At 70.9% G+C, this 23,970-nt stretch carries 19 protein-coding genes; 12 read left to right on the top strand and 7 right to left on the bottom strand.

Features of this window, described 5'->3' with window-relative positions:
- Window positions 1-36 precede the first annotated feature (36 nt).
- The gene (locus ACH34Q_RS34695) at window positions 37-1,578 is read right to left on the bottom strand and encodes a long-chain fatty acid--CoA ligase (RefSeq protein ID WP_395987376.1); all 1,542 of its coding nucleotides are present in this window, start codon (window positions 1,576-1,578) and stop codon (window positions 37-39) included.
- Between the two features lie 567 nt (window positions 1,579-2,145).
- Between ACH34Q_RS34695 and leuS the strand changes: the two genes are divergently transcribed.
- The gene (leuS, locus tag ACH34Q_RS34690; protein ID WP_395987375.1) at window positions 2,146-4,659 is read left to right on the top strand and encodes a leucine--tRNA ligase; all 2,514 of its coding nucleotides are present in this window, start codon (window positions 2,146-2,148) and stop codon (window positions 4,657-4,659) included.
- Window positions 4,660-5,142: 483 nt separating this feature from the next.
- Here the strand turns inward: leuS and lexA are convergent, their stop codons facing one another.
- A complete protein-coding gene (lexA, locus tag ACH34Q_RS34685; RefSeq protein ID WP_395987374.1) occupies window positions 5,143-5,844 on the bottom strand; it encodes a transcriptional repressor LexA in 702 nt (233 codons plus the stop codon).
- A gap of 473 nt (window positions 5,845-6,317) precedes the next feature.
- Here lexA and ACH34Q_RS34680 point away from each other — a divergent pair, with 473 nt between their 5' ends.
- From ACH34Q_RS34680 to ACH34Q_RS34655, 6 genes are all read left to right on the top strand, one after another.
- Window positions 6,318-6,620 (top strand): LysM peptidoglycan-binding domain-containing protein, encoded by a 303-nt coding sequence (locus tag ACH34Q_RS34680; protein ID WP_395987373.1) that lies wholly within the window; start codon window positions 6,318-6,320, stop codon window positions 6,618-6,620.
- Between the two features lie 138 nt (window positions 6,621-6,758).
- On the top strand, window positions 6,759-8,375 hold the full coding sequence (locus ACH34Q_RS34675) for an MFS transporter (RefSeq protein WP_395987372.1): 1,617 nt from the start codon (window positions 6,759-6,761) through the stop codon (window positions 8,373-8,375).
- Window positions 8,376-8,434: 59 nt separating this feature from the next.
- On the top strand, window positions 8,435-9,547 hold the full coding sequence (locus ACH34Q_RS34670; RefSeq protein WP_395987371.1) for a serine hydrolase domain-containing protein: 1,113 nt from the start codon (window positions 8,435-8,437) through the stop codon (window positions 9,545-9,547).
- Window positions 9,548-9,813: 266 nt separating this feature from the next.
- Entirely contained in the window at window positions 9,814-10,287 is a 474-nt protein-coding gene (gene nrdR / locus ACH34Q_RS34665; protein WP_395987370.1) for a transcriptional regulator NrdR, read from the top strand.
- A gap of 221 nt (window positions 10,288-10,508) precedes the next feature.
- Window positions 10,509-13,352: a vitamin B12-dependent ribonucleotide reductase gene (locus ACH34Q_RS34660; RefSeq protein WP_395987369.1), complete on the top strand. Its 2,844-nt coding sequence runs from the start codon at window positions 10,509-10,511 to the stop codon at window positions 13,350-13,352.
- A 77-nt stretch (window positions 13,353-13,429) separates the two neighbouring features.
- Window positions 13,430-13,810 carry a VOC family protein gene (locus ACH34Q_RS34655; RefSeq protein ID WP_395987368.1) on the top strand — a complete coding sequence of 127 codons (381 nt, stop codon included), beginning with the start codon at window positions 13,430-13,432 and terminating at the stop codon, window positions 13,808-13,810.
- Between the two features lie 121 nt (window positions 13,811-13,931).
- On the opposite strand, the gene ACH34Q_RS34650 is transcribed toward ACH34Q_RS34655, so the two are convergent.
- On the bottom strand, window positions 13,932-14,765 hold the full coding sequence (locus tag ACH34Q_RS34650) for a nuclear transport factor 2 family protein (protein WP_395987367.1): 834 nt from the start codon (window positions 14,763-14,765) through the stop codon (window positions 13,932-13,934).
- 39 nt (window positions 14,766-14,804) lie between these two features.
- Window positions 14,805-15,884: a sigma-70 family RNA polymerase sigma factor gene (locus tag ACH34Q_RS34645; RefSeq protein WP_395987366.1), complete on the bottom strand. Its 1,080-nt coding sequence runs from the start codon at window positions 15,882-15,884 to the stop codon at window positions 14,805-14,807.
- A gap of 235 nt (window positions 15,885-16,119) precedes the next feature.
- Here ACH34Q_RS34645 and ACH34Q_RS34640 point away from each other — a divergent pair, with 235 nt between their 5' ends.
- The 3 genes from ACH34Q_RS34640 (at window position 16,120) to ACH34Q_RS34630 (ending at window position 18,519) form a co-directional block, all read left to right on the top strand.
- On the top strand, window positions 16,120-16,410 hold the full coding sequence (locus ACH34Q_RS34640; protein WP_395987365.1) for a hypothetical protein: 291 nt from the start codon (window positions 16,120-16,122) through the stop codon (window positions 16,408-16,410).
- Window positions 16,411-16,430: 20 nt separating this feature from the next.
- Window positions 16,431-17,396 (top strand): pirin family protein, encoded by a 966-nt coding sequence (locus ACH34Q_RS34635; protein ID WP_395987364.1) that lies wholly within the window; start codon window positions 16,431-16,433, stop codon window positions 17,394-17,396.
- A 91-nt stretch (window positions 17,397-17,487) separates the two neighbouring features.
- Complete coding sequence (locus ACH34Q_RS34630) at window positions 17,488-18,519, top strand: biotin/lipoate A/B protein ligase family protein (protein ID WP_395987363.1); 1,032 nt, start codon at window positions 17,488-17,490, stop codon at window positions 18,517-18,519.
- Here the strand turns inward: ACH34Q_RS34630 and ACH34Q_RS34625 are convergent.
- Entirely contained in the window at window positions 18,516-19,460 is a 945-nt protein-coding gene (locus ACH34Q_RS34625; RefSeq protein ID WP_395987362.1) for a helix-turn-helix transcriptional regulator, read from the bottom strand. The genes ACH34Q_RS34630 and ACH34Q_RS34625 overlap by 4 nt on opposite strands.
- 62 nt (window positions 19,461-19,522) lie before the next feature.
- Between ACH34Q_RS34625 and ACH34Q_RS34620 the strand changes: the two genes are divergently transcribed.
- Entirely contained in the window at window positions 19,523-20,761 is a 1,239-nt protein-coding gene (locus ACH34Q_RS34620) for an epoxide hydrolase family protein (RefSeq protein WP_395987361.1), read from the top strand.
- A gap of 4 nt (window positions 20,762-20,765) precedes the next feature.
- On the opposite strand, the gene ACH34Q_RS34615 is transcribed toward ACH34Q_RS34620, so the two are convergent.
- On the bottom strand, window positions 20,766-21,599 hold the full coding sequence (locus ACH34Q_RS34615; protein WP_395987360.1) for a DoxX family membrane protein: 834 nt from the start codon (window positions 21,597-21,599) through the stop codon (window positions 20,766-20,768).
- Between the two features lie 190 nt (window positions 21,600-21,789).
- On the opposite strand from ACH34Q_RS34615, the gene ACH34Q_RS34610 reads away from it, so the two are divergent.
- Window positions 21,790-23,277: a TerD family protein gene (locus ACH34Q_RS34610; RefSeq protein WP_395987359.1), complete on the top strand. Its 1,488-nt coding sequence runs from the start codon at window positions 21,790-21,792 to the stop codon at window positions 23,275-23,277.
- A 49-nt stretch (window positions 23,278-23,326) separates the two neighbouring features.
- On the opposite strand, the gene ACH34Q_RS34605 is transcribed toward ACH34Q_RS34610, so the two are convergent.
- Window positions 23,327-23,956, bottom strand: a complete 630-nt coding sequence (locus ACH34Q_RS34605) for an endonuclease (RefSeq protein WP_395987358.1) — start codon at window positions 23,954-23,956, stop codon at window positions 23,327-23,329.
- Between the last annotated feature and the right edge of the window lie 14 nt (window positions 23,957-23,970).

Genomic DNA, 23,970 nt, shown 5'->3' with positions numbered 1-23,970 from the left:
CCGGGCCGGCGCCGTGCGGGCCGGCCCTGCACGCGGCTAGCGCAGCTCGCGCTTGAGGATCTTGCCGGTGGCGGTCATCGGCAGCTCGTCGCGGAACTCCACGACGCGCGGGTACTTGTACGAGGCGAAGTTCTCCTTGCCCCACGCGACCAGCTCGGCCTCGGTGACCGTGGCGTCCGGGGTACGGATCACGTACGCCTTGATCTCCTCGCCGTGGCTGTCGTGCGGGACGCCCACCACGGCCGCCAGCGAGACGTCCGGATGGGTCATCAGGACCTCCTCCAGCTCCCGCGGGTAGACGTTGAAGCCACCCCGGATGATCATGTCCTTGGACCGGTCGATGATGAAGTAGAAGCCGTCCTCGTCGCGGCGGGCGATGTCGCCGGTACGGAACCAGCCGTCCTTGATCGACTCCGCGGTGGCGTCCGGCCGGCCGTAGTAGCCCTTCATGATGTTGTGGCCGCGCACCGCGATCTCACCGGGGCCCTCGCCCTCGATGGTCTTCCACTCCTCGTCGATCAGCTTCATGTCGATGCCCCAGATCGGGGTACCGATCGAGCCCGGCTTGGTCGGCCGGTCGGGCTGGTTGAACGAGGCGACCGGCGAGGTCTCCGACAGCCCGTACCCCTCCAGCACCTGGACGCCGAACTTCTTCTCGAAGCCGTTCAGGACCTCCAGCGGCAGCGAGGCACCGCCGGAGCAGCAGGTGTGCAGGTTGGCCGCGACGTCCTCGGCCGCGACCGTGCCCTGGTCCGACAGCAGCGCCCAGTACATGGTCGGGACGCCGCAGAACAGCGTGACCTTCTCCTTGACCATCAGCTTCAGCGCCTCGGCCGGCTCGAACCGCGCCTGCAGCACCAGCGTGGCGCCGCGCCGGATGCCCACGTTCATCACGCAGGACTGCCCGAACGCGTGGAACATCGGCAGCACCACCAGCGACACGTCGTGCTCGGTCCGCTCGAACATCGCGTCCGAGACGAACGCGTTCAGCAGCATGTTGGAGTGCGACAGCTCGGCGCCCTTGGGCTGGCCGGTGGTCCCGCTGGTGTAGAGGATCACCGCGGTGTCGTCGGCGCCGGTGGTCGCGGCGTCGAACGTGCCCGGCTGCCCGCCGAGGGACGGCCAGAACAGGTCGGCCTCCTCGTACGGCGACTCGGTGGCGCCCGGGTCGGTGGTCATCAGGATCAGGTGCTCGCACCCGTCCGCCTGCTGGAACCCGGCGTGCCCCATCTCGCCCAGCGGCAGCTCGGGGGTGCCCTCGAAGACGAACAGCGCCTTGGAGTCGGAGTCCTTCAGGTGGTAGGCGATCTCCCGCGGCTTGAGCAGCACGTTCAGCGGGACGACGGCGGCACCGGCCTTGAGGATGCCGAAGTAGACCATGGGGAAGTACGGCACGTTCGGGCAGGAGAGCGCGACCTTGTCGCCGGCACCGATCCCGCGCGAGCGCAGCAGATGGGCCACCTGGTTCGCGATCATGTCGATCGTCGCGTACGACAGCCGCATGTCGCCGAAGACGACCGCGTCGCGGTCGGGGGTCTTGCGGGCCGCGTCCTCAAGCAGAACGGAGAGGTTGAGCATGGCACTCCTCGCACGGGGCTGGGCATAAGCCGGTTGTTACTCATGAGTGTACGAACGGTGGCGCACATCCTGCTGCAAAAGGGGCGAGCGGCGCGAGTACTTCGCAGGTCGGTGACGTGCGAGTTCGGCGTTCAGAGGGACCCTGGTGGCAGGCGGGAAGCGCTCCGACACGGTGCGTGCTCACAGCGGCCACGGTGCGTCCGCACAACGACCGCATCCGGTCGCCGCCCGGACCGGTCCCACGACCGGCCCGATGACCGTCCCACGACCGGCCCGATGGCCGATCCGTCGACCGGCGCGGCGCCCGATGATCTACCGCGATGCCGGATGGTCCGCCGCGGTACCCCCGATGATCCGCGGCGGCGCCGGGATGATCGGCTCGCCCAGCGGTGGGCCTTGCCCCTGCGCTAGTCTTGTTGTATGCGGACCCGGCTGCTTCTCAGCCGGCCGCGCCGGCCCCAGGCAGGGCGGCGCGGCTGACCCCTCGTCGACGAGGGGTCCTTTCATGTCAGGGCATCGCCATGGGGCCGCGCCCCGTACCGAGACAGGACCAGTGGAGTAGCGACCGTGAGCAGCGACGACACCTTCCGCGAAGCGCCGGCGGGACCGACCGACGGGTACGACCCGCGCGCGGTCCAGGACAAGTGGCAGGCTCGCTGGGCGGAGCTCGACCCCTTCAAGGCCGCGGACGACGGCGCCGGCGGGGACGGGGACGGCAGGGAGCGTCGCTACGCGCTGGACATGTTCCCCTACCCCTCCGGTGACCTGCACATGGGCCATGCCGAGGCGTTCGCCATCGGCGACGTGGTGGCCCGGTACTGGTTCCAGAAGGGCTACAACGTCCTGCACCCCATCGGCTGGGACTCCTTCGGCCTGCCCGCCGAGAACGCCGCGATCAAGCGCGACTCGCACCCGGCCGAATGGACCTACGCCAACATCGACACCCAGGCGGCGTCGTTCCAGCGCTACGGGACCTCGTTCGACTGGTCCCGGCGGCTGCACACCAGCGACCCCGAGTACTACCGCTGGACGCAGTGGCTGTTCCTGCGCTTCTTCGAGCGCGGACTGGCCTACCGCAAGGGCGGCCAGGTCAACTGGTGCCCCAACGACCAGACCGTGCTGGCCAACGAGCAGGTCGTGGCCGGCAACTGCGAGCGCTGCGGCGCGCAGGTCGAGCGCCGGGTGCTGACCCAGTGGTACTTCAAGATCACCGACTATGCCGACCGGCTGCTGGACGACATGGAGGCGCTGGAGGGCAAGTGGCCCGAGCGGGTCCTGCTCATGCAGCGCAACTGGATCGGCCGCTCCACCGGCGCCGACGTCGACTTCGTGATCGAGGGCCGGGAGGCACCGGTCACCGTCTATACCACCCGTCCCGACACGCTGTACGGGGCGACGTTCATGGTCGTGGCCGCCGACGCCGCGCTGGCCGACGAGGTCTGCGCGCCCGAGCAGCGCGCCGCGTTCGAGGCCTACCGCGCCGAGGTCGCCCGCGAGAGCGAGATCGAGCGGATGTCCACCGAGCGCGAGAAGACCGGCGTCTTCCTGGGCCGGTACGCGATCAACCCGGTCAACGGCGAGCGGATCCCGGTCTGGGCCGCCGACTACGTGCTCGCCGAGTACGGCCATGGCGCGATCATGGCGGTGCCCGCGCACGACCAGCGCGACCTGGACTTCGCGCTGAAGTTCGGCCTGCCCGTACGGGTCGTGGTCGAGACCGGCGAGACCGACCCCGCCGCCAGCGGCGTGGCGACCTCCGGTGACGGCCGGATCGTCAACTCCGGACCGATCGACGGGCTGGCCAAGGCCGCCGCGATCGAGCGGATCACCGGGATCCTGGCCGGCAAGGGCCTGGGCAAGGGCGCCGTCAACTTCCGGCTGCGCGACTGGCTGGTCTCCCGGCAGCGCTTCTGGGGCTGCCCGATCCCGATCGTGCACTGCGACGGCTGCGGCGAGGTCCCCGTACCGGACGACCAGCTGCCGGTCCGGCTGCCCGAGGGCATGCGCGGCTCCGACCTGTCGCCCAAGGGCACCTCCCCGCTGGCCGCCAACGCCGACTGGGTCAACACCGAATGCCCCAAGTGCGGTGGCGCCGCCAAGCGCGACACCGACACCATGGACACCTTCGTCGACTCGTCCTGGTACTACTTCCGCTACTGCTCGCCCGACTACACCGACGGCCCGTTCGACGTCGAGCAGGTCCGCAAGTGGATGCCGGTCGACCAGTACACCGGCGGCGTCGAGCACGCGATCCTGCACCTGCTCTACAGCCGGTTCTTCACCAAGGTCCTGTACGACATGGGCATGGTGGACTTCACCGAGCCGTTCACCCGGCTGCTCAACCAGGGCCAGGTCATCCTGAACGCCAAGGCGATGTCCAAGTCGCTGGGCAACATGGTCGACCTGGGCGAGCAGATCGACGAGTACGGCGTCGACGTCGTCCGGCTGGCGATGCTGTTCTCCGGCCCGCCCGAGGACGACATCGACTGGGCCGACGTGTCCCCGCACGGGATGTCCAAGTTCCTGACCCGGGTGCACCGCATCGCCACCGAGGTCGCCGCGCCGGTCGGCGCCGACCCGTCCGCCGGCTCGGTCGAGCTGCGCCGCGCCACCCACCGGGCGATCGACGAGGCCACCGGCCTGGTCGAGGTGCACCGGTTCAATGTCGCGATTTCGCGGATCATGGAGCTGGTCAACGCCACCCGCAAGGCCATCGACTCCGGCGCCGGTGCCGCCGACCCGGCCGTACGGGAGGCCGCGGAGACGATGACCGTCCTGCTGTCGCTGTTCGCCCCGTACACGGCTGACGAGGCCTGGGAGGTGCTGGGGCGGCAGGCTCCGGTCGCCACCGCGGGCTGGCCGTCCGCCGACCCGGCGCTGCTCGTCCAGGAGTCGGTCACCTGCGTCGTCCAGGTCGCGGGCAAGGTCCGCGACCGGCTGGAGGTCGCCCCCGGCATCGACGGGGCCGAGCTGGAGCGGCTGGCCCTGTCCTCGCCCAAGATCAAGGAGGCGCTGGCCGGCCGGGAGATCCGCAAGGTGATCGTCCGGGCGCCCAAGATCGTCAACATCGTTCCCGCCTGACGGACCCGTTCCCGCCTGACGGACACCGCTCCCGCCTGGCGGACACCGCCCCCGCCTGAAGGGGCCGGGTCCGCCTGGCATACATTGTCCCCGCCCGACGGACACCATCCCGCCTGAAGGGCACCGTCCCCGACCGGCGGGCATCGTTTCCGCCTGACGGATAGCGTCCCCGCCCGACGGGGAGACCCTGACCCGGCATGACCCGGGACCTCGACCCGGGAACCCCCCTGACCCGGGAAGCCCTGATCAGCGAACGCCCGGCCGGTGAACCCCGGCCGGGCGGCCCTGACCGGGAAACGAGACCGGCGGCCCTGGAACGACTGTTCCGGGGGCCGCCGGCCGGGGGTCACATGTGGGAGTCACATGGCAGCGTCACAAGGTGCGTCACACCCGGTGCCACAGGGTGCGCCGCACCGGAAGTCCAGTGCCTCGCATCGGGAGTCCGGTGTGTCGCACCGGACGTCCGGTGCGACACACCAGGCGTCACATCTTGCGCAGGACCGCCACCACACGGCCGAGCACGGAGGCCTCGTCGCCGGGGATCGGCTCGTACGCCGGGTTCTGCGGCATCAGCCAGATATGCCCGTCGCGGCGCTTGAAGGTCTTCACCGTCGCCTCGCCGTCGATCATGGCGGCCACGATGTCGCCCTGCTCGGCCACCGGCTGCTGCCGGACGACCACCCAGTCGCCGTCGGCGATCGCGGCCTCGATCATCGAGTCACCGGTCACCTTGAGCAGGAAGTGGGTGCCCTCGCCGACCAGCTGCTTGGGCAGCGTGAAGACGTCCTCGACGGCCTCCTCGGCCAGGATCGGGCCACCGGCGGCGATCCGCCCCACCAGCGGGACGTAGGCGGGCGCCGGGCGGCTGGACGTCTCGGCCGCGGTGCCGCTCGGCTCGTAGGCGTCGTCGTCGGTGCGGACGGGCGTGGTGCCCGGAACCCGGACCTCGACGGCGCGCGGGCGGTTGGCGTCGCGCCGCAGGTAGCCCTTGCGCTGCAGCGCCCGCAGCTGGTGCGACACGCTGGACGTGCTGGTCAGGCCGACGGCCTCGCCGATCTCGCGCATCGACGGCGGGTAGCCGCGGCGCTGGACGGAGTCGCGGATCACCTCGAGGACCATGCGCTGCCGCTGGGTGAGCCCGCTCTCGTCCCCCGGACCGTCGGGCAGCTCCCGGACCTTGCTCATCGCTCGTCGCCTCCCCGGCGCTGGATCCGTCACTCCTTGTCATGGCACGTTATCGCGTCCGGACCCGATGATCAAACAATTGTTCGAAGAATGTCCTCGCGTTTCGCGCCCGTGTTGAGGTACAACATCGTACAGGCGTTCGATCGAAAGCGCATTCGAATGCCCAGGATGGAACGGTTGACCGCAGGAGGGCCGAGATGGCGGGGTCGCCCCAGGGGACACGAGCCGCGACGCACGCCCCGATGAACGCCTCGATGAACGATCCGACGGAAGCGTCCGGGGAAGCCGCGACACCGGCTCCGGCAGAAGCTCCGATACGACTATCCGTACCCCGGCCGCATGGGCGCCATCGGGCGACCAAGCCGCCCAAAGTGCATGGGCCATACAAGCCACGCAAGCCGAACAAGTCACGCAAGCCGCACAGGCCACATAGACCGGATCCGCCGCTGCGGCTGACCCGGCGGGGCCGTGGCGTGCTGGTCGGCACCGTGGCGACCGGCCTGCTGGTGACGTTCTGGCTGACCGCGGGCCTGGGCGCCCAGGCCGGTGACGGGAACGAGCGGCCCGCGCAGCGCATGTCGGGCCAGCGGCTCGCGGACGCGGCCGAACGGCCCGTGATCGTGACCGTCAAGCCCGGCGAGACGCTCTGGGAGATCGCCACCCGCGACGACCCCACTGGCGACCCACGGGTGACCATTCAGCGGATCGTCGACCTCAACGGGCTGGCCGGCACGTTCATCCAGCCCGGTCAGGAGCTGCGGATGCCCGCCCGCTGACCCCTTCTCCCGAGCACCGGACGGTCTTCTCGATCCGCTCGCGAACTTTTTTTCGCGCGGCGTGTCGAGACCGCCGCGGCCGCTCCGACCCTCTGGTGAGCGGCGCCCGGAGGGGGCGCCCGGAGAGGGGTGGTCCTCATGGGGTCGCACACCGAGCCGCACGGCGAGCGGCACAAGGGGCACGAGCCGCACGAGCGGAATGCGCGAGCGGGCCGGCGGGAATGGGCGGGACTCGCCGTACTGGTCCTGATCGCGTTGATGGTCTCCATCGACGTCTTCGTCCTGCTGCTGGCGCTCCCGCATCTCAGTGCCGATCTGGGCGCGAGCGGCACCCAGCAGCTGTGGATCATGGACATCTACGGCTTCCTGCTGTCCGGCTTCCTGATCACGATGGGCGGGCTGGGCGACCGGATCGGGCGCCGCCGGCTGCTGCTGATCGGTGCCGCCGCGTTCGGTACGGCCTCCGTCGTGGCCGCGTACTCCACCAGCCCCGAGACGCTGATCGCGGCGCGGGCGCTGCTGGGCGTCGCCGGGGCCACGCTGGCGCCCTCCACGCTGTCGCTGATCGGCACGATGTTCCGCGACCCGAGGCAGCGGTCGCTGGCGATCGGCGTGTGGCTGGTGGGCGTCATGGGCGGCGCCGCGCTGGGCCCGATCGTCGGCGGCCTGCTGATCGGCCACTTCTGGTGGGGATCGGCGTTCCTGATCGGCGTGCCCCCGGCCGTGCTGCTGCTCGTCCTCGGCCCGCTGCTGCTGCCCGAGTTCCGCGCTCCGGCGGCCGGCCGGATCGACCTGGCCAGCGTGGCGCTGTCCCTGGCCGCCATCCTGCCCGTCGTGTACGGGATCAAGGAGCTGGCGCACGACGCCCGGATCGCGCCCGTCCCGGTCCTGGTGGCGGGACTGGCCGCGGGGGTGCTGTTCGTACGGCGCCAGCGGCGGCTCGGCGACCCGCTGCTGGACCTGCGGCTCTTCGGTAACAGGGAGTTCTCCACCGCGCTCGGCGGGACGCTGGCGGCGACCCTGCTGATGGGCGCGATCATGATGTTCCTGACCCAGCACCTGCAGCTGGTCCAGGGGCTGACCCCGCCGCGCGCGGCGCTGTGGATGCTGCCCGCGCTCGCCGCCAACATGCTGAGCTTCCAGATCTCGCCGCTGCTGGCGCGGCGGTTCCGCCCCGCGCGGCTGATCGCCGCCGGACTGGCCGTCTCCGTCTGCGGGCTGCTCGTGCTGACCCGGGTCGGCATCGACGACGGCCCCGTAACGCTCATCGCCGGCTGGGCCCTCATCGGGCTGGGCTCGGGCCCGCTGGTCACGCTGGCCACCGATCTGGTCGTCGGCTCCGTACCGCAGGAGCGGGCCGGCTCGGCCGCGGCGATGAACGAGACCAGCGGCGAGTTCGGCTTCGCACTCGGCATCGCGATCCTCGGCAGCGTCGGCACCGCCCTCTACCGGGCCCAGGTCGAGATCCCGGCCGCCGTGGGAGCCGATTCGGGTACGGCGCGGGAGAGCCTGGCCGGAGCCGTCTCCGTCGCCGGTAATCTTCCCTCGCCCGCAGGTGAGGCGCTGCTCGACTCGGCCCGTACGGCGTTCACCGGCGGGCTGCACGCGGTGGCCTTCACCAGCGCCGTCCTGCTCGCCGGCATGGCCGTCCTGATCGCCGTGATGCTGCGGCGCGTACCGCCGATCGGCACGCCGTCCGGGCCGGACCCCGAGCCCGGGCACGCCGAGCGGCCCGTGCCCGCCACCGCACGCTGACCGACCGCCTGGCGGCCTGACCGACCGACCGCCAGACCGACTGACGAGAGAGAACGATCATGTTGCAGAAGCGCATCCAGGACGCCATCGACCGGATGGTCCAGGACGGGACCGAGACCGGCGTCCAGGTGTCGGTGTACCGGCACGGTGAGCCGGTGGTGGAGGCCGTCGCGGGCGTGGCCGACTCCGCGACCGGGCGCCCGGTCACTCCCGACACCCCGTTCTACAGTGCCTCCACGGGCAAGGGCGTGACCGCGACGGTCGTGCATGTCTTGGTGGAACGCAGCCTGGTGGAGCGCAGCCTGGTGGAACGCGGCGTGCTCACGTACGACACGCCGATCGTCGAGCTGTGGCCGGAGTTCGGCGCGCATGGCAAGGAGGCGGCGACCGTACGGCACGCGCTCACCCACACCGTCGGCGTCCCGGGCCTCCCGTCCCACGTCACCCCCGAGGACCTGTGCGACTGGCACAAGATGTGCGCGCTGATCGCCGATTCCGAGCCGTGGTGGACGCCCGGCACGAGGACCGCGTACCACTCCCACACGTTCGGGTACATCCTCGGCGAGATCGTCCGGCGGGCCACGGGCAAGCCCATCTCGCAGGTCCTGCACGACGAGATCGCCGTCCCGCTGGGCGTCGCCGGCGAGCTGTACTTCGGCGTACCGGTAGCGGACCAGGCCCGGCTCGCCCGGCTGGAGACCGATCCGGAGATCGCCGAGGCGGCGGCCGCCATGCGCGGGATGTTCGGCCGGGTGGCGCCGCCCGGGATCATCCCCGACTCGGCCTTCGGGAACCGCGCCGACGTCCTGGCCGCCGACATCCCGGCCGGCGGCGTGCTGTCCGCCCGGGCCGTGGCGCGCATGTACGCGGCGCTGCTGGACGAGGTCGGCGGCGTGCGGCTGGTGTCCCCGGGACGCCTGCGCGAGATCTCCACGGCCGCGTTCGAGGGCACCGACGAGGTCATGGGGTCGCCGGCCACCTGGGCCCTGGGCTACTCCCTCGGAGCCCTCGCGCCCAGCCGTCCCGACGCGTTCGGGATGCCCGGCATGGGCGGCAGCGCCGCGTACGCGGACCCGGCCACCGGGACGGTCTTCGCGGTGACCAAGAACCGCTTCAACCCGATGGACGCGAGCGCCGTCGAGGAGATCGCCGGGATCGTCGCCGCGGGCTGATCCCCGGCATCCGGTGGACGGCTTCCCGGCGTCCCGGGGACGACGCCCCGGCGTCCGGTGGACGGCTTCCCGGCGTCCGGGGGACGACACGCCGGGGTGGGACGCGAGAGGCGCGATGTGACCAGGGTCTACGGACGAGGCCCCCGATCCAGGTTGCGCAGTCCTCCGGATCCTCGTACGGTTGACCACAACATCTAGTAGTTACAGTGATGTCATTAACCACAACTTGTGGTTAAAACAGATTTCCTGTCAGGGGAGGAGGCGACGTGCACTGCCCGTTCTGCCGAAGCCCTGACACCAAAGTGATCGACAGCCGTTCCACCGATGACGGAGGCGCCATTCGGCGCCGCCGTTCGTGCCAGGAATGCGGCAAGCGATTCACGACGCAGGAGAACGTGCTCCTGATGGTGGCCAAGCGAAGCGGGGTCACCGAGCCGTTCTCCCGAGAAAAGATCATCGCCGGGGTGCGCAGGGCCTGCCAGGGCCGCCCGGTCGACGAGGATGCGCTCGCCAAACTGGGACAGCAGGTGGAGGAGGCCATCCGGGGGACCGGATCGGCCGAGATTCCCTCGCACGAGATCGGTTTGGCCATTCTGGGACCGCTCGGCGATCTCGATGAGGTCGCCTATCTGCGGTTCGCCTCGGTCTACCGGAGTTTCGAGTCGCTCGACGACTTCGCCCGGGAGATCGAGACCTTGCGCGAGAGCGGTTCCTCGGGGGAGCCCGTCCAGCCCCAGTAAGGGGCGGGCAGCGCTAACACGGCACAGCACACGCCGGTAAAACAGCACAGCATCGGTAACACAACATGGCGTCGGTTACACAACACGGCGTCGGTGACCACAGCACACGTCGGTAACAGCACAGCACGGCACAGTGAAGAGCCCGCGGCCGGGATGGACCGGCCGGCGGGCGGGGTTGTTCCTGGACAGGGCCCGGCGGGAGGGCCCAGGAGGGGGAAGGCATGACGGAGACGGTGAGCGGCTCGGCGGCTCGGCGCGGCAAGGGGGGCCGCAAGGGGTTGAAGATGGAGCGGATCTTCACCACGCCCGGCGTGCATCCGTACGACGAGCTTGGCTGGGAGCGTCGTGACGTCGTCATGACCAACTGGCGCGACGGCTCGGTGAACTTCGAGCAGCGCGGGGTGGAGTTCCCCGACTTCTGGTCGGTGAACGCCGTCAACATCGTGACGTCCAAGTACTTCCGCGGCGCGGTCGGTACGCCGCAGCGCGAGTGGAGTCTCAAGCAGCTGGTCGACCGGGTCGTGCGGATGTACACCGACACCGGCCGCGAGCAGGGCTATTTCGCGTCCGACGAGGACGCCGAGATCTTCGACCACGAGCTGAAGCACGCACTGGTGCACCAGATGTTCAGCTTCAACTCGCCGGTCTGGTTCAACGTGGGGACCCAGTCCCCGCAGCAGGTCAGCGCCTGTTTCATCCTCTCCGTGGACGACACGATGGAGTCGATCCTGGAGTGGTACAAGGAAGAGGGCGTGATCTTCAAGGGCGGTTCGGGCGCGGGCCTGAACCTGTCCCGGATCCGCTCCAGCAAGGAGCTGCTGTCGTCCGGCGGCACGGCGAGCGGGCCGGTGTCGTTCATGCGCGGGGCCGACGCCTCGGCCGGGACGATCAAGTCCGGCGGCGCCACCCGGCGGGCCGCCAAGATGGTCGTGCTGGACGTGGACCACCCGGACGTGGCCGAGTTCATCGAGACCAAGGCCCGCGAGGAGCACAAGATCCGTGCGCTCCGCGACGCCGGCTTCGACATGGACCTCGGCGGCAAGGACATCGCCAGCGTCCAGTACCAGAACGCCAACAACTCGATCCGGGTCTCCGACGAGTTCATGCGCGCGGTCGAGTCCGGCGGCGACTTCGCGCTGCGCGCCCGGCTCAGCGGCGACGTCGTGGAGACGGTCAAGGCCAAGGACCTGTTCCGGCTGCTGGCCAGGGCCGCCTGGGAGTGCGCCGACCCGGGCATCCAGTACGACGGCACGATCAACGACTGGCACACCAACCCCGAGTCGGGGCGGATCACCGCCAGCAACCCGTGCTCGGAGTACATGTCGCTGGACAACTCGTCCTGCAACCTCGCCAGCATCAACCTGATGAAGTTCCTGAACGCGGACGGGACGTTCGACGTCCAGCGGTTCACCCGGCTGACCGAGCTGATCATCACCGCGATGGACATCTCGATCACGTTCGCCGACTTCCCGACGGAGAAGATCGCCGAGACCACCCGCGACTACCGGCAGCTGGGCATCGGCTACGCCAACCTGGGCGCGCTGCTGATGGCGACCGGGCACGCCTACGACTCCGAGGGCGGCCGCTCGCTGGCCGCTTCGATCACCTCGCTGATGACCGGTGTCGCCTACCGCCGCTCCGCCGAGCTGGCCGCGGTGGTGGGCCCGTACGAGGGGTACGCGCGCAACGCCGACGCGCACAAGCGGGTCATGCGCAAGCACGCCGCCGCCAACGACGGCATCCGCACGCTCGACGAGATGGGCCGCAAGCTGCACGCCGCCGCGGCCAAGCAGTGGACCGAGTGCCTCAAGACCGGCGACAAGAACGGCTACCGCAACGCGCAGGCCTCGCTGCTGGCCCCGACCGGGACCATCGGCCTGATGATGGACTGCGACACCACCGGCATCGAGCCCGACCTGGCGCTGGTCAAGTTCAAGAAGCTGGTCGGCGGCGGCTCCATGCAGATCGTCAACCACACGGTGCCGCGCGCCCTGGACATGCTCGGCTACCAGCAGGAGCAGGTCGAGGCCATCGTCGAGTACATCGGCGAGCACGGCCATGTGATCGACGCGCCCGGCCTGCGTCCCGAGCACTACGAGGTGTTCGACTGCGCGATGGGCGAGCGGGCGATCAGCCCGATGGGCCACGTCCGGATGATGGCCGCGGCCCAGCCGTTCCTGTCCGGGGCGATCTCCAAGACCGTCAACATGCCCGAGCAGGCCACCATCGAGGACATCGAGAAGGTCTACTTCGAGGGCTGGCGGCTCGGCCTGAAGGCGCTGGCGATCTACCGCGACAACTGCAAGGTCGGCCAGCCCCTGTCGATCGCCAAGACCGGCGAGGAGACCAGGGCCGAGGCCGCGGCGGCCGACGCCGCCGCCGCGCCGGTCCGTCCGGTCCGCAAGCGCCTGCCCAAGCAGCGCCCCGCGACCGTGACGCGGTTCTCCGTGGCCGGTGCCGAGGGCTACATGACGGCCTCCTCGTACCCCGACGACGGCGTCGGCGAGGTCTTCCTCAAGCTGGGCAAGCAGGGCTCCACCCTGGCCGGCGTGATGGACGCCTTCTCGATGGCGATCTCCATCAGCCTCCAGTACGGCGTCCCGCTGGAGACCTGGGTCGAGAAGTTCACCAACATGCGCTTCGAGCCCGCCGGCATGACCGACGACCCGGACATCCGGATGGCGACCTCGGTGATGGACTACATCTTCCGCCGGCTGGCCCTGGACCACCTGTCCTACGAGTCGCGCGCGGAGCTGGGCATCCTCACCGCCAAGGAGCGGTCCCTGCAGGCCGACGGCAAGGACCCGGCGAGCCTGCACGACGAGGACGAGCTGGACCAGGAGAGCCTGGCCCAGAGTGCCGAGATCAAGCGCCCGGCCGTCCAGTCCCCGGCCGCCGCGCCCACGGCGCAGGCTCCGGTGGCGCACTCCTCGATGGAGATCATCGAGAGCCGCCAGGGCCGTACGGCCGACGCGCCGCTGTGCCTGACCTGCGGCACCAAGATGCGTCCGGCCGGCAGCTGCTACGTCTGCGAGGGCTGCGGCTCCACCAGCGGCTGCAGCTGATCCTGACCGTTCAGGCGTGAACCGCCGGCCAGGGCGGAGAGTCGATGCCGACTCTCCGCCCTGGCCGTTTCCCAGCCATGACGACCGACGAATTCGCCAGCGTCCGCTACATCGTCGACGACGTGCCCGCCGCCGTCGAGTTCTACACCACCCACCTCGGCTTCACCGTGCACACCAACCCCGCGCCCGCCTTCGCCGACGTGGTCCGCGGCCCGTTGCGGCTGCTGCTGTCGGGCCCGGCCAGCTCCGGTGCCCGGGCCACGCCCGATGACGTCGCCGGGGCGGGCCGCAACCGCATCCATCTCATCGTCGGCGACCTCGACGCCGAGATCGACCGGCTGCGCACCGCCGGGCTGTCCTTCCGCGGGGAGGTGGTCGCCGGTCCGGGCGGACGCCAGATCCTGCTCACCGACCCGGCCGGCAACCTCGTCGAAATCTTCGAACCCGCCTCGCGCTGAGCCGCTCCCGAGAACGCGCCGCCCCACGGACGCCCGACCCGTACGGGGAATGGACCGGGGACCCGGAGTCGCTCCGGGTCCCCTCGACCTGGTTCCGCACGCCGGTGGCGGATTCAGTGGATCAAGGCCGCAGACCGGTCAGCGCCTTGCCGGTGTCCAGGGCGTAGGGGACGGAGAGGTGCTGATGAACCATCAGCCACTCGCCGTCCTTGCGCTCGAACACCCGGGTGCCGCGCGACCAGGCGTCGGTGGTCCGCCCGTCCGCCTGGTTCACCCGGACATGGTTCAGCCCCCACGCGACCGCGAGGTCGTCCCGCACCAGGATCTTCAGATCGGGCACGTCCAGGCTCACCTCGGCCTCGCCGCCCGCGCCGAGGCTGCGCTCGCACACCTCCCGGACGGCCTGGACGCCCACGTACTGCAAGTGCTCCCCATGCTCATAGGAGACGACGTCATCGGCGATGGAGGCCATCAAGGCGTCCAGATCCTTGGCGGCGGTGCCCCGATACCAGTCTTCATGCACGCGGCGCACCTCCTCTTCCGCGTCATCGCGGGCGGTTTCGACGAGCGGGAACGAATGGTGCTCGTGGGCGACGACCCACCGGCCGTGCTCCTTGCGCAGGCCAAGCGTCAGCCGCAGCCGGTTACCGGAGTCGTCGGCGAGACTCTGCCGGTTCTCGCAGCGCAGTAGGGCGTAGGCGAAGGCGACGTCGTCACCGGCGACCACCTCCATGGATTCGATCTCGAACACGGCGCCCTGCGCCTGCCACTCGAAGAACGGCGGCCACGACTTGCGGTAGGCGTCCAGGCCGCGTACGCCCTCGTAGGGCGGCGGGACGTCGAACATCACGATGTCGGCGGCGTGGTCGGCGATGACCCCGTCCATGTCGCCGAGGTGCACTGCCTCGGCCCAGCGCTCGATCAGGGTACGGATCTGTTCCTCGTTCGTGGGCATGTGTCGGTCCGGTCCTTCCGCTCGCTGCTTCCGTCAGCACTACAACCCGGGCCGATCGGCGAAATCATCGCGGCGTGCCGTATCGGTTTCCGGCAGTTGCGCGGGCAGGCCGAACGCGGTGAAGTCGGCGTCCAGGAACGAGACCACTTCGGCGATCCGCGTACCGCGCACGGCGAGCAGATCCAGGCCGCCCGGCAGGTAGACCGCCTTGTCCGCGTCCCACATATAGGTGCCGAAGGCCAACTGCCCGTTGGCTCGCGTGGGCAGAAAACGCCAGCGCCGCTTCATCGGTCCTTCCTCAAGGAAGCCGCGGATGCCCGCCCGGCCCTCGTACCAGGCGGTCAGCGGCGGCATGGAGTACTTGGCGTCCTCGGCGAGCATCGCCACGATCGCATCGATGTCCTCCGCCTCCCAGGCCGCGATGTACCGGCGGGCCAGGTCCCGCTGCGCCGCCTCACCCAGCGCCTCCAGCGTCCGTTGCTGGCTGGGCTCCGTGAGCTGCCCGGCCACAGCCTTCCGGGCCCTTTGCAGCCCGCTGTTGACCGCAGCCGTCGTCGTGTCCAGCAGGTCGGCGGCCCCCCGGGCCGAGTAGCCGAGTACATCGCACAGCAGCAGCACGGCCCGCTGCAATGCGGACAGGTGCTGGAGGGCGGCGACGAACGCCAGCTCCACGCTCTCGCGCGCGAGCACACGGGCCTCCGGGCTGAGCCGCTCCGTCCAGATCATCAGCCGGTCCGGGTACGGCTCGGCCCAGGCCGTCTCGGCCAGGGGCGCACCCGGGCTCATGTCGGCCGGCAGTGCGCGCCGCCCGCGCCGTTCGATGAGCGTCAGCGACCGATTCGTGGCGATCTTGTAGAGCCAGGGCCGGATCGATCCCCGCTCCTGGTAGCGCGCCAGCCCACGCCAGGCCCGATCCAGGGTCTCCTGGACGGTGTCCTCCGCGTCATGGACCGAAGCCAGCATCCGATAGCAGTGCGCGCGCAACTCGTCCCGCAACGGCCCGACCAGCCGCCCGAACGCCTCCCGGTCCCCGCCGCGAGCCGCGGCCAGCAACTCAGACTCGCCAGGCTCTTCCACTTCGAAATTCACATCAGCCACATCCCAGTCGCCGGTACCCATCAACAGAACCTCGGGAAGACCACCCGCCCGCCCATTACAGCGCCTCACCCGTACGGGGAACGGAACGGCTGCCGTTCACACCGTGGCGTGTGCTGATCGGCCGGCGGTTCCAGAAGACTCGCCAGTGTCGAGATCGAACGGCTCTGGGGGTACGGGTTCACGTGGCGCAGGATTCAGCGGTGTCCTCGGCGCGCTCGGGGAGGGCCCGGGCGGTGCGGGGGGCGACGAGCCGAGCTTGGTCCCGCAATGGGAGGTCGCGTTCCTGACCATCGGCTTCGCCGGCATGGCCCTGGGGCTGGCCGTGGCCGTGCCGATCTACCTGCGGGAGCGCTGGCCGCGGGCGTTCCTCGGACGTGTCGGGCAGGGCCGTCCCCGCTTGTCGAAGCCGGTCACGGCGGCGATGGCCGTGGCCGTCGGGCTCGGCCTGCTCTGGTACCGAAGTGGCACTGAGGCGGCACTACGTGGCCGAGGTGGGCGTGCCGCCATGGTGTGCGGGACGTACAGTCGGCTGGGAGCGTGGCTGTAGGGGCGAGGGGTGGGGGCAGAGTGAGCGATCTTCAGGTACGGCCGGTGCCCGTGGTGTGCGGAGGACGGGACGACGTCGCGGGCGGGCCCGTACGGGAGCTGCTGAAGCACCGGGCGGTGCCGTTGGGCGAGAGCACCATGGTGCGCAGACTGCTGCCCAGTCTGGGACGGCGGATGGTCGGGGCGTGGTGCTTCGTCGATCACTACGGGCCGGACGACATCGCGGGCGAGGCGGGGATGCAGGTGCCGCCGCATCCGCACATCGGGCTGCAGACGGTGAGCTGGCTGCATGCGGGCGAGGTACTGCATCGCGACAGTCTCGGGAGCCTGCAGACCGTACGGTCCAAGGAGCTCGGCCTGATGACGGCCGGCCGGGCGATCGCGCACTCGGAGGAGTCGCCGCGCGAGCACGGCCGGACGCTGCATGGCGCGCAGTTGTGGGTGGCGCTGCCCGAGGAGCACCGGAACGCCGAACCGGCGTTCGAGCATCATGCCGACCTGCCGTTCGTCGAGGGCGGGGGCATCAAGGCGACGGTCATCCTGGGGGAGCTGGACGGGACGGCCTCACCGGGAGCCGCGTACACGCCGATCGTCGGCGCCGATCTGGAACTGGCCGCCGGGGCCGAGGCGCGGCTGCCGCTCGAGCCGGACTTCGAGTACGCGGCGCTGACGATGTCGGGGGTCACCGAGGTCGACGGCGTACGGATGGAACCGGGGCAGATGCTCTACCTCGGCTGCGGCCGGAGCGAGCTGCCGCTTCGGGCGGAGACGGACGGCGGTCTGGTGCTGCTGGGCGGTGAGCCGTTCGAGGAGAAGCTGGTCATGTGGTGGAACTTCGTCGCCCGGACGGGTGAGGAGATCGCGACGGCGCGGGCGGAGTGGACGGCGGGAGAGCGCTTCGGTGAGGTGCGCGGGTACGAGGGGGCCCGGCTGGCCGCGCCGACGATGCCGGAGACGCCGTTGAAGGCGCGGGGCCGTACCCGGTAGGAATCGCGGCGCCGGGACGGCGGTTGCCATGGGTGTGACGCATGGTGAGTACAGACCGCATGGTGAGTCGACACTGCATGGTGAGTACAAGGTGCCCGGCGGAAAGCTCGTGGTGGCCGATCTGGAGGTCGAGGACGGCCTGCTGAGGTCGCCGCGGATCAGCGGGGACTTCTTCCTGGAGCCGGACGAGGCGCTGGAGGCGATCAACGCGGCGCTGGACGGGCTGCCGGCGGCGCTGGAGGCGCACGAGATCGCCGCCCGGGTGGAACGCGGCCTCCCGCCCGGCACGGTGATGCTGGGCCTGTCGGCGGAGGCCGTGGGGATCGCGGTACGGCGGGCGGTCGCGCACGCGTCGGACTGGCATGACCACGAGTGGCGGCTGATCCACGAGGGGCCGCAGGAGCCGGTTCTGCACATGGCGCTCGACCAGGTGCTCGCCGAGGAGGTGGCCGCCGGCCGGCGGCCACCGACGCTGCGGATCTGGGAGTGGGCCTCGCCCGCGGTGATCATCGGCAGCTTCCAGTCGCTGCGCAACGAGGTGGACGCGGCGGGCGCGGTCCGGCACGGGGTGAGCGTCGTGCGCCGGATCAGCGGCGGCGGGGCGATGTTCGTGGAGCCGGGCAACACGATCACCTATTCGCTGTACGTGCCGGAGTCGCTGGTGGCGGGGATGTCGTTCGCCGAGAGCTACGCGTTCCTGGACGACTGGGTGCTCGGCGCGCTGGGCGAGCTGGGCGTCCGGGCCTGGTACCAGCCGCTGAACGACATCGCCTCCGACCAGGGCAAGATCGGCGGCGCGGCGCAGAAGCGGCTGGCGGCGGGGGCGGTCCTGCACCACGTGACGATGTCGTACGACATCGACGCCGCGAAGATGCTGGACGTGCTGCGGATCGGCAAGGAGAAGCTGTCCGGCAAGGGCATCGCCAGCGCGAAGAAGCGGGTCGATCCGCTGCGCCGGCAGACCGGGCTCGCGCGGGAGGAGATCATCGAGCGGATGGTCGGGCACTTCCGCGGCCGCTACGGGCTCGTCGGCGACGGTGTCGCGGAGGGCGAGCTGCGCCGGGCCGAGAAGCTGGTGGCGGAGAAGTTCGATACCAGAGAGTGGACGGCCCGAGTTCCTTAAGTTGCGCCCGTGTAGCGGGCCGCTAGGAGGCGGAGGCGGTCGACCAGTTCGGGCGGGCCGGTGACCTGGAAGTCGGCGTCGATCATGCCGAGGTAGAGCGCCAGCATCCGGACATCGTCCGAGCCGACGTGGACGACGCAGGTGTCCGGGCCGGACGGCTCCACGATGACGGCGGGTGGCAGCCGTGCCGCGATCGTGGCGGCCGGGGCGTTCACGGTGGCCTGGGCGCGGACGTTCCAGGTGGCCTGGCCCAGGCTCTTGGCCACGTACGAGGCGACGTCCTCCGGTGTCTCGCGCGGTGCGAAGCGCGCGCCGAGGGGCGGGCGCGGCTCGATCCGGTCCGCGCGGAACGTCCGCCATGCGTCGCGGGCGACGTCCCAGGCCAGCAGGTACCAGCGCCCCTGGGCGTGGACGAGCCGATGCGGTTCGGCGTTGCGCAGGCTGGTGGTCCCGTCGTGGGAGCGGTAGCCGAAACGCAGGACGCGATGGTCGCGGGCCGCCCCGGCGATGGTGGTCAGCACCTCGGCGTCCACGCGCGGGCCTGAGCCCGGTACGGGGACGGTGTAGTCCTGGAGCGTGTTGACCCGGTGGCGCAGGCGGGACGGCAGGACCTGTTCGAGCTTGGCGAGCGCCCGCAGGGACGATTCCTCGATGCCGGAGACCGGGCCGCTCGCGGCCGTGCGGAGCCCGACCACGACCGCCACGGCCTCGTCGTCGTCCAGCAGGAGCGGGGGCAGCGACGCGCCCGCGCCGAGCCGGTAGCCGCCGGCGGCGCCCGGCGTGGCGTTGACGGGATAGCCCAGGTCGCGAAGCCGCTCGACGTCGTTGCGGACGGTACGGGTCGTGACGTCGAGCCGCTCGGCGAGCTGCGGTCCCGTCCAGGAGCGCGGCGTCTGGAGGAGGGACAGGAGCCGGAGCAGGCGGGCGGAGGTCTTCTGCATTCCCCAAGAATGCCCTGCAACGCGGAACGATCCTTTCCGCATACGGTTCTAGCGTCGTCCCCATGAACGAGATCCGCGAGAAGACCGAGATCCGCGAGAAGACCGAGACCCGCGAGAAGACCGCGATCCGCGAGCACCGCGTCGATGTCCCGCAGGCCGACCTGGACGATCTCCGGGAACGGCTGGCCCGTACCCGCTGGCCGCGCGAGCTGCCCGGCACCGGATGGAGCCGGGGCGTCCCGCTGGAGTACCTGAAGGAGCTCGCCGCCTACTGGGCCGACGGCTTCGACTGGCGCGCCCAGGAGGCCGCGCTGAACGCGTTCCCGCAGTTCCTGACCGAGATCGACGGCCAGGACATCCACTTCCTGCACGTCCGGTCGAAGGAGCCGGGGGCGCTGCCGCTCCTGCTCACGCACGGGTGGCCGAGCTCGCCGGTCGAGTTCCTGAACGTCATCGGGCCGCTCACCGACCCGCGCGCACATGGGGGCGACCCCAGCGACGCGTTCGACGTGGTCATCCCCTCACTGCCCGGGTACGGGTTCTCCCCTCCGGTCAAGGAGACGGGATGGGGGAACCTGTTCCGCGTCGCGATGGCCTGGGCGACCCTGATGGAACGTCTCGGGTACGAGCGCTACGCCGTACAGGGCACCGATGTCGGCGCCGGAGTGGCCGGCATCCTCGGGGGAGTGGCTCCGGAACGCGTGGTGGGGGTGCACCTCACGGGTACGGCCCCGGCCATGCCGTTCGGTCCGCCGATCGAGCTCGAGGGCCTGTCGGGGGACGATCGCGTACGGGCCGAGCACTTCAACGGGTTGCAGATCGACGGCCTGGGCTACCTCCACATCCAGGCCACCCGCCCGCAGACGCTCGGATACTCGCTCACCGACTCGCCGGTGGGGCAGCTCGCCTGGATCGTGGAGAAGTTCGCCGAGTGGACCGACCCCGCGATCCCGCTCCCCGAGGACGCCGTCGACCGCGACCAGATGCTCACCAACGTCAGCGCCTACTGGTTCAACGGCGCCGGAGCCTCGTCGGCGCACGGAACGTACGAGGGCATGAAGGTGTATCGCCAGCTGTCCGAGCAGAACGCGGAAGCGGCCGAGACGGTCGAGGAGACCACGGGGCCGCCGATGGGCGTCGCGGTGTTCGCGGCCGACGACACCATCAAGAGCCTGATGGATCCGGCCGGGCAGATCGCGCACTGGTCGGTGTACGACCGGGGCGGGCACTTCCCGGCGATGGAGGCACCGGACCTGCTGGCCACCGACCTCCGCGCCTTCTTCCGGGCGTACCGCCGCTGAACGGTCAGCCGCCGGTGCCCTCGTCGCGCTTGATCGGCTGGGTGTCGGACGAGCCCCGGCGGCGCCGGCCGGGCTTGCGGCGGCCCGCGACCAGCGTGTCGTCCGCCTCGCCCTCGACGATGCCGGAGGCCAGCCGTGGCCGCTCGCCCTGGCCGCCCGGGGCCGCGGCGGCCTCCGGCATCGTCGGCGCCGGCGGCTTGGCGGGCTGCTTCTTCGGCGCGGGCTTCTCGTCGGGCTTGGCTGCGGGAGACCCCGCGGCCCGCCCGGCGGTCCCGGCCGGACTCCCAGAGGACCCGGAGGACCCGGACGGCCTGGTGGCAGGCCCTGCGGCGGGCTTCGCGGCGGGCTTGTTCTCGGCCTCGCGGAGCGACTCCACGAAGCTCCGCTCGTCCTCCTCGTCCTCGGCCGGACCCCGCCGGCGGGCGCCGAACAGCCACTGGTCGAGGGTCAGCCGGCCGCCGGCGCCCGCGGCGAACAGCAGGCTGGTCAGGCCGAGGACGAGCACCAGCTCGTAGCCGTTGCCGACCCGTTCGCCGTCCACCAGGAACAGGCCGTTGCCCACGTGCACGAACACGAACGCGCCCGCCATGTCCACGAACAGCAGGACGCCGACGACCGGCAGGCCGAGCCCGGCGATCAGCGCGGCGCCGCCCAGCAGCTCGACGAACGCGGCGTACACGGCGGCGCCGGTCGGCAGCGGCACGCCGAGCGTGTCGAACGAGCGGCCGGTGGCGGTGATGCCGGCCTCGATCTTCTGCCAGCCGTGCGCCATGAAGACGATGCCCGCGCCGAGCCGCGCGAGGAGGGCCACGACGTCGTACAGCGGCCGAGAGCGCATGCCGTCGACTCCTTCTGCGTGGGGACCGACCGGGGGTTTTCGCCCGTGAGTATGACGCCGGCGGTACGGATCCGCGAGCGTTCCAGGTGAGGACGGGTGGAGATCCGGATCATCCGGACGGCCGGTCCGGTCGCCCGCGCGCGCGACTCCCCGTAGGTTGGGGGGCGTCGGATGAGGAGGAGGAGCGTTCATGTCCATGCAGAAGGGCGCCAACACGCCGGTCCCGGTGCCGTCGGTGAAGGTCGAGCTGGGATGGCAGAGCGGCCCGGGCGTACCCGACGCCGATGCTTCCGCCCTGCTGGTCACCGAGAACGGCAGAGTGCGGTCGGACGACGACTTCGTCTTCTACAACCAGCCGTCGCACGCTTCGGGTTCGGTGCGGCACGAGGGCAAGCAGCAGGGGCCGGCCGTACGGGACGTACTGGCCGTCGATCTGGGCCGGGTCGAGCCGGCGATCGACAAGATCGTGATCGCGGCGTCGTCGGACGGCGGGACGTTCGGCCAGTTCCAGGGCCTGTACGTGCGGATCGTCGACGCGGCCGCGGGCACGGAGGTGGCCCGGTTCGACAACCCCGGCGCCACGTCCGAGACGGCGTTCGTGCTGGGCGAGCTCTACCGCCGCCAGGGCGCGTGGAAGTTCCGCGCCGTCGGCCAGGGGTACGACACCGGCCTTGGCGGGCTGGCCACCGACTACGGCATCTCGGTGGACGAGCCCGCGAGCGCGCCGCCGCCACCGCCCGCGCAGCCCACCCCGGCCGCGCCGCCGCCCGCCCCCGAGCCGCAGTACGCGCCGCCGGCCCCTCCGCCGCCGCCGAACCAGTACGGGCCTCCCGGGCAGCAGTACATGCCGCCGCCTCCGCCCTCGGCGCCCGCACCGCAGTACCCGCCGCCGCCCGGGCACGCACCTCCGCCCCCGCCGCCCGGCCAGTACGCGCCGCCGCCTCCGCCCGGGCAGTACCCGCCCCCGCCCGGACAGTACGCGCCGCCGCCGCCCGGCGCGCCGATGCCCCCGCCGCCTCCGGGCGCGCCGCAGCAGCAGGGAGGCGCCGGCAAGATCTCGCTGACCAAGAGCTCGCCGTCGGTGTCGCTGACCAAGCACGGTGCCACCTCGGGCCACATGCGGGTCAACCTCAACTGGACGGCCAAGGAGGGCGCGGCCAAGGGGATGCTCGGCAAGCTGCGCCGCGGCGTCGACCTGGACCTCGACCTCTGCTGCCTGTGGGAGCTGCAGGACGGCCGCAAGGGGATCATCCACGCGCTCGGCGACTTCGGCGCGCTGGACCGGGCGCCGTTCGTCCTGCTCGACCGCGACGACCGTTCCGGCGCGGTGGCCACCGGTGAGAACCTGACGATCAACCTCGACCACACCGCCGACTTCAAGCGGATCCTGGTGTTCGCCGAGATCTACGAGGGTGCCGAGGACTTCCGCGGGATGAACGCGGTCGCGACCCTGTACCCGGTCGGCGCTCCGCCGATCGAGATGCAGATCAGCGACTGCGTGGACGCCTCGCGCGACGTGGTGCTGGCGGTCATCGAGAACGTCGGCGGCGAGTTCGTCGTCCGGCGCGAGGGCCGGTTCGTGCTGCCGCCGCCCGGCCGCCCGCGCTGGGGCAAGATGGCGGTCGACCAGGCGTACAACTGGAACCTGGAGTGGGTCGCCGCGCGCGGCAAGGACTGACGGGCGCGACCGGCTGGTTCTCGACCAGGCGCTAGGTCTTGACCAGCCGCTAGGACTTGACGGAGTCCGCGAGTTTCTTGTCCCGGGCGGCCCTGACGAGGGCGGCGGCGAACCTGCCGAGCTCCTTGTCCGGGACCTCGCCCGCCAGCCGCTCGGGGTCGGCGGGCAGGCCGAGCCGCTGCGCGCCCTTGCGCGTCTGGCCGTCGAAGTAGGGGCGCAGCCAGGGCCACACGGACTGGGCCTCGCGGCAGAAGATGTCGACACCGGTCGGGCCGATGCCCTTGAACTCCTTGAGGAGTTCGGCGGCCCGGTCGATGTCGCGTTCCGCCGTGACGGGCAGCCGGCGCAGGTCGCCGCCGTACTTGTCCTGGACGAGCTCGGCCATCTCGCCCAGCCGGGTCGCGGTGCTCTCGTCGTAGCGGACGTAGTGACCGCGGCCGAGCGCGTCGACCCGTTCCTGCCAGCTGAGCTTGGCCATGCCCCGGGGTGTCCCGCCGCCGGCGTCGAACAGCTCGTGTGCCGCGGCCATCGCGATGTCGGCCGAGATACGGGCGCTCATCAGATTGGCCAGGACCAGTAGTTTCCAGAGAGCCGCGGGCTGATCCTTCAGGGGGATGCCCGCCTCTTCGGCGTAGGTCTCTCCCGCTTCGTGCAGCAGCTTCTTCACGACGGCATCCATGGAAAGCACCTCCT

The organism is Actinomadura sp. 9N407, assembly GCF_044326315.1.
Taxonomy (GTDB): domain Bacteria; phylum Actinomycetota; class Actinomycetes; order Streptosporangiales; family Streptosporangiaceae; genus Spirillospora.
Note: the sequence above shows the minus strand (reverse complement) of the source record. Positions and strands in the feature narration are given on the sequence as shown.

What these genes read in the sequence shown, in the direction of transcription:
- ACH34Q_RS34695 (WP_395987376.1), bottom strand. Translation starts at nt 1,578, where the DNA reads ATGCTCAACCTCTCCGTTCTGCTTGAGGACGCGGCCCGCAAGACCCCC.
- lexA (WP_395987374.1), bottom strand. Translation starts at nt 5,844, where the DNA reads ATGAGCAAGGTCCGGGAGCTGCCCGACGGTCCGGGGGACGAGAGCGGG.
- ACH34Q_RS34675 (WP_395987372.1), top strand. Translation starts at nt 6,759, where the DNA reads ATGGGGTCGCACACCGAGCCGCACGGCGAGCGGCACAAGGGGCACGAG.
- ACH34Q_RS34670 (WP_395987371.1), top strand. Translation starts at nt 8,435, where the DNA reads ATGTTGCAGAAGCGCATCCAGGACGCCATCGACCGGATGGTCCAGGAC.
- ACH34Q_RS34660 (WP_395987369.1), top strand. Translation starts at nt 10,509, where the DNA reads ATGACGGAGACGGTGAGCGGCTCGGCGGCTCGGCGCGGCAAGGGGGGC.
- ACH34Q_RS34655 (WP_395987368.1), top strand. Translation starts at nt 13,430, where the DNA reads ATGACGACCGACGAATTCGCCAGCGTCCGCTACATCGTCGACGACGTG.
- ACH34Q_RS34650 (WP_395987367.1), bottom strand. Translation starts at nt 14,765, where the DNA reads ATGCCCACGAACGAGGAACAGATCCGTACCCTGATCGAGCGCTGGGCC.
- ACH34Q_RS34645 (WP_395987366.1), bottom strand. Translation starts at nt 15,884, where the DNA reads ATGGGTACCGGCGACTGGGATGTGGCTGATGTGAATTTCGAAGTGGAA.
- ACH34Q_RS34625 (WP_395987362.1), bottom strand. Translation starts at nt 19,460, where the DNA reads ATGCAGAAGACCTCCGCCCGCCTGCTCCGGCTCCTGTCCCTCCTCCAG.
- ACH34Q_RS34620 (WP_395987361.1), top strand. Translation starts at nt 19,523, where the DNA reads ATGAACGAGATCCGCGAGAAGACCGAGATCCGCGAGAAGACCGAGACC.
- ACH34Q_RS34615 (WP_395987360.1), bottom strand. Translation starts at nt 21,599, where the DNA reads ATGCGCTCTCGGCCGCTGTACGACGTCGTGGCCCTCCTCGCGCGGCTC.
- ACH34Q_RS34610 (WP_395987359.1), top strand. Translation starts at nt 21,790, where the DNA reads ATGTCCATGCAGAAGGGCGCCAACACGCCGGTCCCGGTGCCGTCGGTG.
- ACH34Q_RS34605 (WP_395987358.1), bottom strand. Translation starts at nt 23,956, where the DNA reads ATGGATGCCGTCGTGAAGAAGCTGCTGCACGAAGCGGGAGAGACCTAC.